Below are 14,616 nucleotides of genomic sequence, written 5' to 3'. Positions count from 1 at the left end.
GGAAACGGTGTCCCCCTCTTCGTGAGGACGCCGAGTCCTCGTGAGGACACCATGTACAAGTACTTCTTCCGTCTCGTCTTCAAGAGGTTGGACCCGGAGCAGGCCCACCACCTGGCCTTCCGCTGGATCCGCCTGGCCGCCCGCGTGCCCGTGCTGCGCACCTTCCTCGCGGCCGCCCTCGCGCCCCGGTACAAGGAGCTGCGCACCGAGGCCCTGGGCCTGCGCATGCACGGCCCCTTCGGGCTCGCCGCGGGCTTCGACAAGAACGCCGTCGGCATCGACGGCATGGCCATGCTCGGCTTCGACCACGTCGAGATCGGCACGGTGACGGGTGAACCGCAGCCCGGCAACCCCAAGCAGCGACTGTTCCGCCTGGTCAAGGACCGCGCGCTGATCAACCGCATGGGCTTCAACAACGACGGCTCGCTCCGCGTCGCCGCCCGCCTGGCCTCCCGCACGCCCGTCTTCAAGCCGGTCGTCGGCGTCAACATCGGCAAGACCAAGGTCGTCCCCGAGGAGGAGGCCGTCGCGGACTACGTGAAGTCCGCCGAGCGGCTCGCGCCGTACGCCGACTACCTGGTCGTCAACGTCTCCTCGCCGAACACGCCGGGGCTGCGCAACCTCCAGGCCACGGAGGCGCTCCGTCCCCTGCTGAGCGCCGTCCGCGAGGCAGCCGACCGCACGGTGTCCGCGCGGCGCGTCCCGCTGCTGGTCAAGATCGCGCCGGACCTCGCCGACGAGGACGTCGACGCCGTGGCCGACCTCGCCGTGGAGCTCGGCCTGGACGGCATCATCGCCACCAACACCACCATCGCGCGGGACGGACTCGGCCTGAAGTCCGACGCCTCCCTGGTCAAGGAGACCGGCGGCCTCTCCGGGGCGCCCCTGAAGGAACGCTCCCTGGAGGTCCTGCGCCGCCTCTACGCGCGCGTGGGCGACCGGATCACCCTGGTGGGCGTCGGCGGCGTCGAGAACGCCGAGGACGCCTGGCAGCGCATCCTGGCCGGCGCCACGCTGGTCCAGGGCTACAGCGCCTTCATCTACGAGGGGCCCTTCTGGGGCCGCGCGATCCACAAGGGGCTCGCCGCTCGTCTGGCCACGAGCCCCTACGCCACGCTCGCCGACGCGGTGGGCGCCGACGTGAGGAAGACGGCATGAGTGGTCTCGAACCCTTCGGCGCGCGCCTGCGCCGGGCCATGGACGAGCGCGGCCCGCTGTGCGTCGGCATCGACCCGCACGCCTCCCTGCTCGCCGAGTGGGGCCTGAACGACGACGTGGCGGGCCTGGAGCGGTTCAGCCGCACGGTCGTCGAGGCGGTGGCCGACCGGGTCGCCGTGCTCAAGCCGCAGAGCGCGTTCTTCGAGCGCTTCGGCTCGCGCGGCGTCGCCGTCCTGGAGAAGTCCGTCGCCGAGGCCCGGGCGGCGGGCGCGCTGGTCGTGATGGACGCCAAGCGCGGCGACATCGGCTCCACCATGGCCGCCTACGCCGAGTCCTTCCTGCACAGGGACGCGCCGCTGTTCTCCGACGCCCTGACCGTCTCGCCGTACCTCGGGTACGGCTCGCTCAGCCCGGCCGTCGCGCTGGCCCGGGAGAGCGGCGCGGGCCTGTTCGTGCTGGCGCTGACCTCCAACCCGGAGGGCGGCGAGGTCCAGCACGCCGTGCGGGCCGACGGCCGGAACGTCGGAGCGACGATGCTCGCGCACCTGGCCGCCGAGAACACGGGGGAGGAGCCCCTGGGTTCCTTCGGGGCGGTCGTGGGCGCCACCCTCGGCGATCTGTCGACGTACGACCTGGACATCAACGGCCCGCTCCTCGCGCCCGGTATCGGCGCCCAGGGCGCCGAGCCGGCCGATCTCCGCGGCGTCTTCGGTGCGGCGGTGCGCAACGTCGTGCCGAACGTCAGCCGCGGAGTGCTACGCCACGGTCCCGACGCGGTCGCTCTGCGTGACGCCGCCGAACGCTTCGCGGAGGAGATCCGTCAGGCCGTGACCTCCTCGTGAGGCGGTCCGGCCCGTCCGGCGAGACCTCCGATGAGTGGTCCGGGGCGGCCTTGAGTCTGAATACATCCTCAAATCCGGGGCAGTATGTCCTAAATGTCCGTTCAGATGAAGGCTGACCAGGACTTTTCCGCTGTTCTCAATGACTCCGGCGGACTTGCCCGCTAGTCTCCGACGAGAGAACGGGCAAGCGTGTGTTGCTCGTGGCTCCCCAGGTGTGGGGCGACTAGGTTCCTCACCGGTCCGTATCCGACAGTTCGACATCCGAGGTGACGTAGGCGTGGCTCTTCCGCCCCTTACCCCTGAACAGCGCGCAGCCGCGCTCGAAAAGGCCGCCGCGGCTCGCCGGGAGCGGGCCGAGGTCAAGAATCGACTCAAGCACTCCGGCGCCTCCCTTCACGAGGTCATCAAGCAGGGCCAGGAGAACGACGTCATCGGCAAGATGAAGGTCTCCGCCCTCCTCGAGTCGCTGCCCGGCGTGGGCAAGGTCCGCGCCAAGCAGATCATGGAGCGACTCGGCATCTCCGAGAGCCGCCGTGTGCGTGGCCTCGGTTCCAACCAGATCGCCTCCCTGGAGCGCGAGTTCGGCAGCACCGGCTCCTGAACCGGGCAGTCCGGGGAAGCGAGTCCCGGGCACTCCGCGATTGCTGGATAATCGCTGCATGGCTGCAACACCCCGGGGGACGTCCCCCGTACCCCCGGACGTACGTCCGCGGCTGACCGTGCTCTCCGGCCCTTCCGGGGTCGGCAAGAGCACGGTCGTCGCTCATATGCGCAAGGAACACCCCGAGGTCTGGCTCTCCGTGTCGGCGACGACCCGCAAGCCCCGCCCCGGCGAGCAGCACGGAGTCCACTACTTCTTCGTCTCCGACGACGAGATGGACAAGCTCATCGCCAACGGGGAACTGCTGGAGTGGGCCGAGTTCGCCGGCAACCGCTACGGCACGCCGCGTGCGGCCGTGCAGGAGCGACTGGAGAACGGCGAGCCCGTCCTGCTGGAGATCGACCTGCAGGGCGCCCGCCTGGTCCGCGAGTCGATGCCCGAGGCCCAGCTGGTGTTCCTGGCTCCCCCCTCCTGGGAGGAGCTGGTGCGCCGACTCACCGGGCGGGGCACCGAACCGCCCGAGGTGATCGAGCGCCGGCTCGAAGCGGCGAAGATCGAACTCGCGGCCGAGCCGGAGTTCGACACCACCCTGGTCAACACCTCCGTCGAGGACGTGGCGCGCGAGCTGCTAGCCTTGATGGACGTCGTGTGACCATCGCCGACCGTTCCGGCCGGCTGATCAGCCCGACAGATTCTTTCCCATCCATCGGAAGGTAGAGCGTGTCCTCTTCCATCTCCGCGCCCGAGGGCATCATCAACCCGCCGATCGACGAGCTCCTCGAGGCCACCGACTCGAAGTACAGCCTCGTGATCTACGCGGCCAAGCGTGCCCGCCAGATCAACGCGTACTACTCGCAGCTCGGCGAGGGTCTCCTCGAGTACGTCGGTCCTCTCGTCGACACCCACGTCCACGAGAAGCCGCTCTCGATCGCCCTCCGCGAGATCAACGCGGGGCTCCTGACGTCCGAGGCCGTCGAAGGCCCGGCGCAGTAAGTAAGATTTACAGCTCGACGCTGACTTATCCACAGGCCCGGCAGGCCGACTGCCGGGCCTGTGGTGTGTCATGGAGTCGTACGGTGTGCCGGTCGCCGAGGTCCGGGGAGAGACGGGGAGAGACGTGGACAAGCCGAAGGTCGTTCTGGGGGTCAGCGGGGGCATCGCCGCGTACAAGGCCTGTGAGCTGTTGCGGCGGCTGACGGAGTCGGGCCACGACGTGCGCGTGGTGCCCACCGCCTCCGCGCTGCACTTCGTCGGCGCCGCCACCTGGTCCGCGCTCTCCGGAAACCCCGTCTCCACCGAGGTGTGGGACGACGTGCACGAGGTCCCGCACGTCCGCATCGGGCAGCACGCAGACCTGGTCGTCGTCGCCCCCGCCACCGCCGACATGCTCGCCAAGGCGGCCCACGGCCTCGCCGACGACCTCCTCACCAACACGCTCCTCACCGCCCGCTGCCCGGTGGTCTTCGCGCCCGCCATGCACACGGAGATGTGGGAGCACCCGGCCACCCAGGAGAACGTGGCGACGCTGCGCCGCCGCGGCGCCCTCGTCATCGAGCCGGCCGTGGGCCGTCTCACCGGCGTCGACACCGGCAAGGGCCGGCTGCCCGACCCGGGCGAGATCTTCGAGGTCTGCCGCCGTGTGCTGGCCCGGGGCGTCGCCGAGCCCGACCTCAAGGGCCGGCATGTCGTGGTCAGCGCCGGCGGCACCCGCGAGCCCCTGGACCCCGTCCGCTTCCTCGGCAACCGCTCCTCCGGCAAGCAGGGCTACGCCCTCGCCCGCACCGCCGCGGCCCGCGGCGCCCGTGTCACGCTGATCGCGGCCAACAGCGCCCTGCCGGCCCCGGCGGGTGTCGACGTCGTCCCGGTCGGCACCGCCGTGGAGTTGCGCGAGGCGGTGCTGCGCGCCGCCCCGGAGGCCGACGCCGTGGTGATGGCGGCCGCGGTGGCGGACTTCCGTCCGGCGGCGTACGCGGCAGGGAAGATCAAGAAGAAGGACGGCCAGGAGCCGGAGCCGATCATCCTGGTGCGGAATCCGGACATCCTCGCGGAGATCTCGGGGGACCGGGCCCGCGCCGGACAGGTGATCGTCGGCTTCGCCGCGGAGACGGACGACGTCCTCGCCAACGGCCGCGCCAAGCTCAAGCGCAAGGGCTGCGACCTGCTGGTCGTGAACGAGGTGGGGGAGCGCAAGACCTTCGGTTCCGAGGAGAACGAGGCCGTTGTGCTCGGCGCCGACGGCAGCGAGACCGCCGTGGCGCACGGCCCCAAGGAGGCTCTGGCCGAAACGGTGTGGGACCTGGTGGCCGAGCGCCTGCGCTGAGGTCCGATCCCCGTCCACCCGCTCGAAAACGGGTGGACCGGGGCGTGGCGCCTCTGGCCAACGTCGCTCGCCATTGGGCAGAATGCCCGTGCCGCAGGTCACAGCACTCCCGAGTGGCGAGACAGGGGGACCGTGGCCGAAGCGTGACCCGTAAACTGTTCCACGGACGGCGCAGGGTGCAGCCCCCGCCGTCCGCCAATGATCAGCCAGCAGCCGCTGCAACCTCAGGGAGCGTTGTGTCCCGTCGCCTTTTCACCTCGGAGTCCGTGACCGAGGGTCACCCCGACAAGATCGCTGACCAGATCAGCGACACCATTCTCGACGCCCTCCTGCGCGAGGACCCGTCCTCCCGGGTCGCCGTCGAGACCCTGATCACGACCGGCCTGGTGCACGTGGCCGGCGAGGTCACGACCAAGACGTACGCGGACATCGCGACGCTGGTCCGCAACAAGATCCTCGAAATCGGCTACGACTCCTCCAAGAAGGGCTTCGACGGCGCGTCCTGCGGCGTGTCGGTGTCCATCGGCGCACAGTCCCCCGACATCGCCCAGGGTGTGGACACGGCGTACGAGTCCCGCGTCGAGGGCGACGAGGACGAGCTCGACAAGCAGGGCGCCGGCGACCAGGGCCTGATGTTCGGCTACGCGACGGACGAGACGCCCACGCTGATGCCGCTGCCGATCTTCCTGGCCCACCGCCTGTCGAAGCGCCTGTCCGACGTGCGCAAGAACGGCACCATCCCCTACCTGCGCCCGGACGGCAAGACGCAGGTCACCATCGAGTACGACGGTGACAAGGCGGTCCGTCTGGACACCGTCGTCGTCTCCTCGCAGCACGCCTCCGACATCGACCTGGACTCGCTGCTGGCTCCGGACATCAAGGAGTTCGTCGTCGAGCCGGAGCTGAAGGCGCTGCTGGACGAGGGCATCAAGCTCGACACGGAGAACTACCGACTCCTGGTCAACCCCACCGGCCGCTTCGAAATCGGCGGCCCGATGGGTGACGCGGGCCTGACCGGCCGCAAGATCATCATCGACACCTACGGCGGCATGGCCCGTCACGGCGGTGGCGCGTTCTCCGGCAAGGACCCGTCCAAGGTCGACCGCTCCGCCGCGTACGCGATGCGCTGGGTCGCGAAGAACGTGGTCGCCGCGGGGCTTGCCACCCGGTGTGAGGTCCAGGTCGCGTACGCGATCGGCAAGGCCGAGCCGGTGGGTCTGTTCGTCGAGACCTTCGGCACCGCCAAGATCGACACGGAGAAGATCGAGAAGGCGATCGACGAGGTGTTCGACCTCCGCCCGGCCGCCATCATCCGCGACCTCGACCTGCTCCGCCCGATCTACTCCCAGACCGCGGCGTACGGCCACTTCGGCCGCGAGCTCGCCGACTTCACGTGGGAGCGGACGGACCGCGTGGACGCGCTGCGCAAGGCCGCGGGGCTGTAGGTCCCGTCCCTCAGTGCATCACGTGAGGCCCGGCACCCTTCGGGGGGCCGGGCCTCCGGCGTCCTCCGGGCCTCTTCGGGGGCCGCTCCCGCCTCGCGTCGGCCGCTCCCGCCTGGCGCGGCCCCGTCCCCTGCCCTGCGGGCCTTCAAAACGGCTCGCGGACGGCGGCGGGCGCTCTCTACGGTGGAGAGTGCCGGGGCGCCCGGTGCGGAGGTGACGGATACTTCTGGGCTCGACGCAGCCCCCGCGGGTTCGAATCCCGCCGTCGTCCGGGCGGCGCCCGGTGGCGTGGCCGAGTGGTCCAAGGCGAGTGCGCGCCGTCACCGCGAGGGAACTCGGGCGCCTCCGCTTGTCAGTGGCGTTTGGTAAGAATGCAACCGTGAGCAGCGAGAACGAACAGGCGGACGGCGGAGCCGAGGGTGCGCCGCCCGAGCAGCTCGCGCTCATCCGGGACAGTGTGCGCAAGGCGAAGACGCCCCGGGCCAAGCCGCGGACCTGGCGGGGCGCCGCGCTCGCCAAGGAGCTGCCCGTCGCGCGCGTCCTCGTCGACAAGGGCGTGCTCCATCTCGACCGGTACTTCGACTACGCCGTGCCCGAGGAGCTGGACGCGGACGCCCAGCCGGGCGTGCGGGTGCGGGTCCGGTTCGGGGCCGGGCGGCACCGCGTGCGCGAAGGGCGGCGCGAGGGCGGCGGACTGATCGACGGGTTCCTCGTCGAGCGGCTGGCCGAATCCGACTACTCCGGGCCGCTGGCCGCCCTCGCCCAGGTCGTGTCGCCCGAGCGGGTGCTGAGCGAGGAGCTGCTGGGACTGGCCCGGGCGGTCGCCGACCGGTACGCGGGCAGCCTCGCCGACGTCCTGCAACTGGCCGTCCCGCCGCGCAACGCCCGAGCCGAGCAGCGGCCCTCACCCGACCCGCTGCCACCGCCCCCGGCGCCCGAGGCGGGATGCTGGCAGCGGTACGAGCGGGGGGCGGCCTTCCTGGAGTCCCTGGCGTCCGGCGGAGCGCCCCGGGCCGTGTGGAACGCGCTGCCCGGGCCGCAGTGGAGCGAGGAGCTGGCCCGGGCCGTCGCCGCGACGCTGGCCTCCGGGCGAGGGGCGCTCGCCGTCCTTCCCGACGGCCGGGCGGTCGCCCGGCTCGACGCCGCCCTGACCTCCCTGCTGGGGACGGGGCGGCACGCGGTGCTCACCGCCGACGCCGGCCCCGAGAAGCGCTACGCGCAGTGGCTCGCGGTGCGGCGCGGATCCGTACGGGCCGTGATCGGGACCCGGGCCGCCATGTTCGCGCCCGTCCAGGACCTCGGCCTGGTCGCCCTCTGGGACGACGGCGACGACAGCCACAGCGAGCAGCACGCCCCGCAGCCCCACGCCCGCGAGGTGCTCCTGCTGCGGGCCGCCCAGGACAAGTGCGGCTTTCTGCTGGGGAGCTGGGGCTGCACGGTGGAGGCCGCCCAGCTCGTCGAGAGCGGCTGGGCGCGGCCGCTCGTCGCCGGACGGGACCAGGTGCGGGGTGCCGCACCGCTCGTCCGGACCGTCGGGGACCAGGATCTCGCCCGGGACGAGGCCGCCCGGGCCGCCCGGCTGCCGACCCTCGCCTGGCAGGCCGTCAGGGACGGCCTGCGGCACGGCCCGGTGCTGGTGCAGGTTCCCCGCAGGGGCTACGTCCCGCGGATGGCGTGCGCCCAGTGCCGGGCGCCCGCGCGCTGCCGGCACTGCTCCGGGCCGCTGGAGGCGCCGGACGGCGGCGCCCTGAACTGCGGGTGGTGCGGCCGTGAGGAGAGCGGCTGGCACTGCCCGGACTGTGGTTCCTTCCGCCTGCGCGCCTCGGTCGTCGGGGCCCGGCGGACCGCCGAGGAACTGGGTCGGGCCTTCCCCGCCGTACCGGTACGCACCTCGGGGCGGGAACACGTGCTCGACACCGTGCCGGGGGCGCCCGCGCTGGTCGTGAGCACGCCGGGGGCCGAGCCCGTCGCCGAGGGCGGGTACGCGGCGGCGCTGCTGCTCGACGGGTGGGCCATGCTCGGGCGGCCCGATCTGCGGGCCGGGGAGGACGCGTTGCGGCGGTGGATCGCGGCCGCGTCCCTCGTCCGGCCGCAGTCGGCCGGGGGCACGGTCGTGGTCGTGGCCGAGCCGACGCTGCGGCCCGTGCAGGCGCTCGTCCGCTGGGACCCCGTGGGGCACGCGGTGCGGGAACTCGCCGAGCGGGCCGAGCTCGGGTTTCCGCCGGTGTCACGGATGGCGTCCGTGTCGGGCCCGCCGGATGCGGTGGCCGAATTCCTCCGCGCGGCCGAACTGCCGTCCGAGGCCGAGGTGCTGGGGCCGGTGCCGTTGCCCGTCCCCACGCCCGGGCGACCTCGCCGGGCGGGGGCGCCGCCGCCCGGGGAGCAGTGGGAGCGGGCGCTGCTGCGGGTGCCGCCGGGCAGGGGCGCCGCGCTGGCCGCCGCACTCAAAGCCGCACAGGCCGCGCGGATGGCTCGGGGAAGCGGCAGTGGGACGGGAACCGGCGCCGGGGTCTGGGTGCGGATCGATCCGGCCGACATCGGGTGAGCGTCGCCTCGGACCGTCATGAGGAGATCGCCGCGGACGACGGAGTGCTCGGCGCCGCTGACGCCGGGTCAGGCGCCGAGGTGGCGGCGGGAGTCGTCCCGCGGGTTCGGGCCGGATACGCGGCCGCCCTCCCGGACACGGTCCGAGAGGGCAGGGCGGAGGGTGCGTGCGTCAGCCGTTGCGCGGGCCCGGGAAAGCCGTCGGCCTGACCTCGTCGCGGAGAGCGGGGCTGCCGGCCGTGGGCTGCGTGGGCATGGAACGGGCCGCGGGGACCGTCGGAACCGGGGGCAGGCCGGTCGTCACACTGACCGAGCGGCCGCCCGTCGGCTCCGGCGTGCGCTCGGGCTCGGGCGCCGCCGACTGGGCCGTGGCGCGGCGGGCACCGTAACGGCGGTGGACCGCCTGCTTGGTGACTCCGAGCGCGGAGCCCACCGCGTCCCACGAGAAGCCGAGTGAGCGGTCGAAGTCCACGGCCGCCGTGACCAGGGTCTCGACACTGTCCCGCAGTTCCTGGGCGAGACGTACCGTCGGGGCGGGAGCGCGTCCGTAGACGACGAAGCCCGTGGAAGGGCCGGAGCGGCGCGGGCGGTAGACGTTGCCCAACTGGGCGGTCAGGGTGCGCAGTGCGTCCACCTGCCGGCGGACCCGCTCGATGTCCCGCACCAGCAAGTGCAGGCTGGCCCGAGCCTGGGCGTCGTGGGTTGCGTGGTCGGCCATGAACAAGCCTCTCGAACCGGCGTTGAAAGGAATGGGCCGCGATCGCGGCCCGGTGTGGTCAACTCTGTCTTGACCAACGCGGATTCGCTCCGCGGGTCACGGGGTGGGGGCGTGGGGGCATATGCGTGCGCCCGTTTGCGCGGGGTGCGCGCCTCGGTCTTCGGCCTTGGGCGCTTGTCTCCCGCCCGCGCACCGCCCGTAGCGGTCGATCAAGAGGCCGAGCCCTCCCGTGGGGGCTGAGCGCCGTCGGCGGCTTTCCGTCCCGGGCTCATAGACTTGGGCGCTGCCCGTCCGATTCCCGCCCCGAGAGGCCCCCACCACCCCATGAAGCTCGTCTTCGCCGGTACACCCGAGGTCGCCGTTCCCGCTCTGGACGCTCTGCTCGCCTCCGGGCGGCACGAGGTGGCCGCCGTCGTCACGCGGCCGGACGCGCCGGCCGGGCGGGGACGCAGGCTCGTCGCGTCGCCCGTCGCCGAGCGGGCGGAGGAGGCCGGGATCGAGGTGCTGAAGCCCGCGAAGCCGAAGGACCCCGAGTTCCTGGAGCGGCTGCGGGAGATCGGGCCGGACTGCTGCCCCGTGGTCGCCTACGGGGCGCTGCTGCCCCGGGTGGCCCTCGACATCCCCACGCACGGCTGGGTCAATCTGCACTTCTCCCTGCTGCCGGCCTGGCGCGGCGCCGCGCCCGTGCAGCACGCCATCATGGCCGGCGACGAGATCACCGGGGCGTCGACCTTCCTGATCGAGGAGGGGCTCGACTCCGGTCCGGTGTACGGGACGGTGACGGAGGAGATCCGGGCCACCGACACCAGCGGGGATCTGCTGACGCGGCTCGCCTTCGCCGGTGCCGGGCTGCTCGCGGCGACCATGGACGGCATCGAGGACGGCACGCTGAAGGCCGTACCGCAGCCGGCCGACGGGATCAGCCTCGCTCCGAAGGTCAATGTCGAGGACGCGCACCTGGACTGGACCGCGCCCGCGCTGCGGATCGACCGGATGGTGCGGGGCTGCACCCCGGCCCCCGGCGCCTGGACCACCTTCCGCGGTGAGCGGCTCAAGCTCATCCAGGTCACCCCCGTCCCCGACCGGACGGACCTCGCCCCGGGGCAGATCGCCGCCGGGAAGAACAACGTGTACGCGGGCACCGGCTCGTACGGCGTCGAGCTGCTGTGGGTGCAGGCCCAGGGCAAGAAGCCGATGCGGGCGGCGGACTGGGCGCGCGGGGTGCGGATCGGCGAGGGCGAGCAGCTCGGGGGATGAGCCGGGGAGGGGCCCCGACGCGGCCCGGCACCCGGTTGCCGACTCCTGACCGCACCCGGCGGCGTAGGCTGGACGGCGCACTTCTTCTCACCCCCGGAGCACCTTTTTCGTGAGCGAACAGCCCCGTCGAGCCCGCACGTCAGGCAAGCCCTACCGTCGGCCCAAGAAGGACCCCGTCCGCATCCTCGCCTTCGAGGCGCTGAGGGCCGTGGACGAGCGGGACGCCTACGCCAACCTCGTACTGCCCCCGCTGCTGCGCAAGGCGCGGGAGAACGACGACTTCGATGCCCGGGACGCCGCGCTCGCCACCGAGCTGGTGTACGGCACACTGCGTCGGCAGGGGACGTACGACGCGGTCCTGGCGTCCTGCGTGGACCGGCCGCTCGGGGAGGTCGACCCGCCGGTGCTGGATGTGCTGAGCCTCGGCGCGCACCAGCTGCTCGGCACCCGCATCCCGACGCACGCGGCCGTGTCCGCCACCGTCGAGCTCGCGCGGGTCGTGCTCGGCGACGGGCGGGCCAAGTTCGTCAACGCCGTGCTGCGCAAGGTCGCGCAGGACGATCTGGACGGCTGGCTGGAGCGGGTCGCGCCTCCCTACGACGATGATCCCGAGGCCCATCTCGCCGTCGTCCACTCCCATCCGCGATGGGTCGTGTCCGCGCTGTGGGACTCCCTCGGCGGTGGGCGCGACGGCGTGGAGGAGCTGCTGCGCGCCGACAACGACCGGCCCGAGGTCACGCTCGTGGCGCGGCCGGGGCGGTCCACCGCCAACGAACTCCTCGACGAGGACGCCGCCGTGCCGGGCCGCTGGTCGCCCTATGCCGTGCGGCTGACCGAAGGCGGGGAACCGGGCGCCATCGCGGCCGTGCGGGACGGGCGCGCGGGTGTGCAGGACGAGGGCAGCCAGCTCGTCGCCATCGCCCTCGCGGGCGCGCCCCTGGACGGGCCCGACCGGCGCTGGCTGGACGGATGCGCGGGGCCCGGCGGCAAAGCAGCGCTGCTCGGTGCGCTGGCCGCCGAGCGGGGCGCCCTGCTCGTCGCCTCCGAGAAGCAGACCCATCGCGCCGGCCTCGTCGCCAAGGCGCTGGACGGCAACCCCGGGCCGTATCAGGTGATCGCCGCCGACGGGACGCGACCGGCGTGGCGGCCCGGCAGCTTCGACCGGGTGCTGGTCGACGTGCCGTGCACGGGCCTCGGCGCACTGCGCCGCCGCCCCGAGGCACGCTGGCGGCGCCGCCCCGAGGACCTGGAGGGCTTCGCGCCGCTGCAGCGGGGGCTGCTGCGCACCGCACTGGAGTCGGTGCGGGTCGGCGGTGTCGTGGGCTACGCGACCTGCTCACCGCACCTCGCCGAGACCCGGGCCGTCGTCGCCGACGTGCTCAAGCAGCACCCGGACACCGACCTCGTCGACGCCCGGCCGCTGCTGCCCGGCGTACCGGACCTGGGGGAGGGACCCGACGTGCAGCTGTGGCCGCATCTGCACGGGACCGACGCGATGTATCTGGCGCTCATTCGCCGGACCGGCTGACCCCCGCTGCCACGGCCGCCCGGTCCGCTGTGCCGCCGTCGTGGCGCGCCAGCCGGTGCGGCCACCACACCTTCGGCCCGACGTCCAGGAACAGCGAGGTCACCAGGACCGAGCGGACGATGAAGGTGTCGATGAGGACGCCGAGGGCGACCGTGAACCCGATCTCGGCGAAGGCGACCATCGGGAGGGTGCCGAGGGCGGCGAAGGTACCGGCCAGGACCAGCCCGGCGGAGGTGATGACCGCGCCGGTGGCGGCGAGGCCCGTGACCACGCCGGGTCTGGTGCCCTGGCGGGCCGCCTCCTCGCGGATGCGCGTGGTCAGGAAAATGTTGTAGTCGATGCCCAGGGCGACCAGGAACACGAAGACGAACAGCGGGAAGTCGGTCGCCTCGCCCGCGTAGTCGAAGATGTAGCGGAACGCGAGCGCGCTGATGCCGAGTGCGGCCGTGAACGACAGGATCACCGTGCCGATCAGCAGCAGCGGGGCGATCAGGGCCCGAAGCAGGACACAGAGGATCAGCAGGACGACCACCAGCACCAACGGGATGATCAGCACGTTGTCGTGCGTGGTCGCCTTGTCCATGTCGAGCAGGGCCGCCGTACCGCCGCCCACCTTGGCGTCGGCGTCCGGCACCGCGTGCACGGCGTCCCGCACCCGCTCCACCGTCTGCTTGGCGGCCTCGCTGTCCGCCGGGGCGGTCATGGTGGCCTCGAAGAGGACCCTGCCCTCGAAGGCCGGTTTCGTGCCGGGCGGCAGACCGAGGGACTGGGGGACCACGCCCTCGGTCCCGGCGACGGCGCGGCCCACCTGCACGGCCTGCGCCTGGTTGCTGACGACGACCAGCGGATCACCGCTGCCCGCCGGGAAGTAGCGCGCGGACACCTCCTGGCCGGTGATCGAGTCCGGCTTCCCGGTGAAGGCGTCCGCGTTGCCGATGCCCTCCGCGCGCAACTGGATCAGGCCCAGGGAGCAGACCGCCAGGGCGAGCGCCGTGACGGCCCAGGTCATGCGCGGGCGGCGGGCGATACGGCGGCCCGTGCGCGCCCAGATACCGCGCTCGGTCGGTTCGGGGGAGCCCAGGTGCGGGATCACCGGCCAGAAGATCCACCGGCCGAAGATCACCAGCAGCGCCGGGAACAGGCTCATCATCGCGAGCAGCGCGACGGCGACACCGATCGCGGCGACCGGGCCCAGGCCGCTGGTCGAGTTCATCTCGGCGGTCAGCAGCACCAGCATGCTCAGGACGACCGTCGCGCCCGAGGCGAGCACGGCCGGGCCGGCGCGGTGCAGGGCCAGGGCCATCGCCTCGTGCCGGTCCTCGTGCCGGCGCAGTTCCTCCCGGTAGCGGGCCACCAGCAGCAGGGCGTAGTCCGTCCCCGCCCCGAAGACCAGCACCGTGAGGATGCCGGCGCTCTGGCCGTTGACCGTCAGGCCGGCGTGCTCGGCCAGCAGGTAGATCAGCGCCTGGGAGGTGAACAGCGCGCAGACCACCGCGATCAGGGGGACCAGCAGCAAGGTCAGACTGCGGTAGGTGATGAGCAGCATGACGATGACGACGGTCATCGCCGCGAACAGCAGCGTCGAGTCGATGCCCTCGAAGGCTTCCGCGAAGTCCGCCGAGGTGCCGCCCGGGCCGGTGATGTGCACGCTCAGCCCGTCGCCCGTCCCCAGGTCGTCCCGGATGGACTCCACGGCGGGCGAGATCCGCTCCCAGCCCTCCTCGTCCATCATGATCGGCACGAAGACCTGCGCCGCCCGCGGATCGGTCTGCCGGTCGAACACCGGCCCCCGTGTCTGCTCACCGATGATGCCGTGGTCACGCAGCTGCTTGAGCTGCGCGACGTCTTCTGCGATCTCCGCACGGTCCTGCGCCGTCAGGCCGCTCTCCCGCGCGTAGATCACCACCGCCGGGATCTGCTCCGGCCGGAAGTCCTCGGAGAGCTGCAGCACCTGCGTGGACTCCGCGGACCCCGGCAGCCAGGACGCGGCGTCGTTGTCCTGAGCGTCGGTGAGCTTCATGGCGAACGGCGCGGCGATGAACAGCACGACCACCCAGAAGACCAGCACGAGCCACTTGGCCCGCCGCCCGCAGACCAGATGCGCGACGCCCTGCTTCATGGCGACCCCCTCAGCGAAGACGCCCCATGAGGGGCGCGGGGAACGGCGCGACAAGCCCCATGAGCCGCGCACTCGACAGACCAC

12 protein-coding genes are annotated in these 14,616 nt (G+C 72.6%); 10 read left to right on the top strand and 2 right to left on the bottom strand.

Features of this window, described 5'->3' with window-relative positions:
• Window positions 1–51: 51 nt before the first annotated feature.
• The 8 genes from ACFY5B_RS13985 (at window position 52) to ACFY5B_RS13950 (ending at window position 8,911) form a co-directional block, all read left to right on the top strand.
• Window positions 52–1,158, top strand: coding sequence for a quinone-dependent dihydroorotate dehydrogenase (locus ACFY5B_RS13985; protein WP_389968670.1), 1,107 nt, complete (start codon window positions 52–54; stop codon window positions 1,156–1,158).
• Window positions 1,155–2,000: an orotidine-5'-phosphate decarboxylase gene (gene pyrF / locus ACFY5B_RS13980; RefSeq protein ID WP_389968668.1), complete on the top strand. Its 846-nt coding sequence runs from the start codon at window positions 1,155–1,157 to the stop codon at window positions 1,998–2,000. Before ACFY5B_RS13985 ends, pyrF begins: the two co-directional genes overlap by 4 nt.
• Before the next feature lie 277 nt (window positions 2,001–2,277).
• The gene (locus tag ACFY5B_RS13975; protein WP_003977346.1) at window positions 2,278–2,601 is read left to right on the top strand and encodes an integration host factor; all 324 of its coding nucleotides are present in this window, start codon (window positions 2,278–2,280) and stop codon (window positions 2,599–2,601) included.
• Between the two features lie 58 nt (window positions 2,602–2,659).
• Window positions 2,660–3,253 (top strand): guanylate kinase, encoded by a 594-nt coding sequence (gene gmk, locus ACFY5B_RS13970; RefSeq protein WP_031105569.1) that lies wholly within the window; start codon window positions 2,660–2,662, stop codon window positions 3,251–3,253.
• 68 nt (window positions 3,254–3,321) lie between these two features.
• Complete coding sequence (rpoZ, locus tag ACFY5B_RS13965) at window positions 3,322–3,594, top strand: DNA-directed RNA polymerase subunit omega (protein ID WP_003988945.1); 273 nt, start codon at window positions 3,322–3,324, stop codon at window positions 3,592–3,594.
• 124 nt (window positions 3,595–3,718) lie between these two features.
• Window positions 3,719–4,921, top strand: a complete 1,203-nt coding sequence (gene coaBC / locus ACFY5B_RS13960) for a bifunctional phosphopantothenoylcysteine decarboxylase/phosphopantothenate--cysteine ligase CoaBC (protein WP_389969190.1) — start codon at window positions 3,719–3,721, stop codon at window positions 4,919–4,921.
• A gap of 236 nt (window positions 4,922–5,157) precedes the next feature.
• Entirely contained in the window at window positions 5,158–6,366 is a 1,209-nt protein-coding gene (gene metK / locus ACFY5B_RS13955; protein WP_344454672.1) for a methionine adenosyltransferase, read from the top strand.
• A gap of 379 nt (window positions 6,367–6,745) precedes the next feature.
• Window positions 6,746–8,911, top strand: coding sequence for a primosomal protein N' (locus ACFY5B_RS13950; protein ID WP_389968665.1), 2,166 nt, complete (start codon window positions 6,746–6,748; stop codon window positions 8,909–8,911).
• A gap of 171 nt (window positions 8,912–9,082) precedes the next feature.
• On the opposite strand, the gene ACFY5B_RS13945 is transcribed toward ACFY5B_RS13950, so the two are convergent.
• Window positions 9,083–9,628 carry a hypothetical protein gene (locus tag ACFY5B_RS13945; protein WP_344454677.1) on the bottom strand — a complete coding sequence of 182 codons (546 nt, stop codon included), beginning with the start codon at window positions 9,626–9,628 and terminating at the stop codon, window positions 9,083–9,085.
• A 324-nt stretch (window positions 9,629–9,952) separates the two neighbouring features.
• Between ACFY5B_RS13945 and fmt the strand changes: the two genes are divergently transcribed.
• Window positions 9,953–10,885, top strand: a complete 933-nt coding sequence (gene fmt, locus ACFY5B_RS13940) for a methionyl-tRNA formyltransferase (RefSeq protein WP_389968662.1) — start codon at window positions 9,953–9,955, stop codon at window positions 10,883–10,885.
• A 109-nt stretch (window positions 10,886–10,994) separates the two neighbouring features.
• A complete protein-coding gene (locus ACFY5B_RS13935; protein WP_389968660.1) occupies window positions 10,995–12,413 on the top strand; it encodes an RsmB/NOP family class I SAM-dependent RNA methyltransferase in 1,419 nt (472 codons plus the stop codon).
• Here ACFY5B_RS13935 and ACFY5B_RS13930 read toward each other — a convergent pair.
• Window positions 12,394–14,532, bottom strand: a complete 2,139-nt coding sequence (locus tag ACFY5B_RS13930) for an MMPL family transporter (protein WP_389968658.1) — start codon at window positions 14,530–14,532, stop codon at window positions 12,394–12,396. The genes ACFY5B_RS13935 and ACFY5B_RS13930 overlap by 20 nt on opposite strands.
• Between the last annotated feature and the right edge of the window lie 84 nt (window positions 14,533–14,616).

It is taken from the genome of Streptomyces sp. NPDC013187, assembly GCF_042899705.1.
GTDB lineage: Bacteria > Actinomycetota > Actinomycetes > Streptomycetales > Streptomycetaceae > Streptomyces > Streptomyces hawaiiensis_A.
The sequence above is the reverse complement of the archived record's forward strand: the minus strand, read 5'-3'. Positions and strand labels throughout refer to the sequence as shown.